The organism is Rhodococcus sp. NPDC077669, from assembly GCF_040686915.1.
Classification (GTDB): Bacteria; Actinomycetota; Actinomycetes; order Mycobacteriales; family Mycobacteriaceae; genus Rhodococcoides; species Rhodococcoides fascians.
In genome coordinates this window covers 1-1,434 of record NZ_JBFBMD010000059.1, presented here as the reverse complement: position 1 = coordinate 1,434, position 1,434 = coordinate 1, and the positions used below count along the sequence as shown (strand labels likewise).

At 66.9% G+C, this 1,434-nt stretch carries 1 protein-coding gene; it reads left to right on the top strand.

Annotation, left to right across the window (positions count from 1 at the left end):
• Nucleotides 1–1,434: transposase (locus tag AB0P23_RS25415; protein ID WP_363799787.1), on the top strand; the 1,434-nt coding region annotated here is incomplete at both ends.

The window sequence follows — 1,434 nt, the reverse complement described above, 5'->3', positions numbered from 1 at the left end:
AACAGTTTCTGATTCCACCGGACATGCGCGAATGGTTACCGGCGGAGCATCCGGTATGGATGCTGATCGACATCGTCGACACGCATCTGGACACCTCTGTCTTTCATGCCGGCCGGCGCACCGGTGGGGTCGGGCGCGCCGGATACGACCCGGACATGCTGCTCACGCTGCTGATCTGGGCCTGGTCGAAAGGGATGCGGTCTTCACGTCAGATCGAATCCGCATGCACCGATGTGGTGTCCTACCGGGTCATCTGCGCCGGCGATGCCCCCGATCACGCCACGATCTCCAGGTTCCGTAAAGACAACCATGCAGCCTGCGAGTCGCTGTTCGCGCAGGTGCTGACGTTGGCAGCGCGGGTCGGTTTGGGGTCGTTGGGGACCATCGCTCTCGACGGGGTCAAGATCGCCTCGAACGCCTCCATCGGAGCCAACCGCAGCGCGGACGGATTGCGCGCCGCCGCCGAAGCCGAGGCAGCGAACGCTGCTCAGGCCCGGGCGCGCGAGATCGCCGCCGCCGCGGCCGCGGCGCATGCCGACGTCGATGCTGCCGAGGACGAACTCTACGGCGAAGACGACCCGGGCCCGGGTCGGGTTCCGGCCGAGTTGGCCGATCCGACCACGCGATCGAAGCGGATCGCTGAAGCGTTGGCGCAGATCGAAGCCGAAGACGATGCCCGCGAGAAGGCCGCGAAGTCAGCCGCCGAGGGCCACCTCGAGCGTCTCGACGCGGGAGCGTCCCCGGCGGGTCGGGTACCGCTTGCCGCGCAGGTAGCTGCTGCTCACCGGCGTCTTGCACGGGAAATTGCACGCCATGAGGCCACCGAGGCGCGGTATCGGCAGCGAGCCGACGCCGCTGCGCGTCGCGGCGGGAAACCGAAAGGCAAGGTTCCGGTTCCGGTCGAGGATCATCACCGCGTGATCGCCGCACGCGCATCGGTCGCCGCAGCCCTCGCCCAGTCCGCCGCCCGTGAGCAGACAACGCCAACGGTGGTGCGGCGCAACATCACCGATCCGGATTCTCGGATGCAGCCGCTGCGAGGTGGTGGCTGGGTGCAGGGCTACAACTGCCAAGCATTCACCGCCGAGGACGGCATCATCATCGCCACCGGCGTCGGCACCAGCCCCTCCGATGTCACCTACTACGAGCAGATGGTCGACAAAGCGGTCGCTGCGGCGGCAGTGATCGCCGACCATGCACCGGCCGAGGCCGAGTCGCCGTCGATCGGAATCATGCTCTTCGACGCCGGCTATTGTTCGATCGAGAACCTCGACGCACCGGGCCCGGACCGGTTGATCGCCACCGGGAAATCGCGGACACTCGAAGCCGCCGCTGCCGCGGCCGTAGCTACGCCGGTATCGGATCCTGCACCACCACAGGGTAATTCGATTACCAGGATGGCCGAACGATTAGCCACCCCGGAGGGAATCGCAA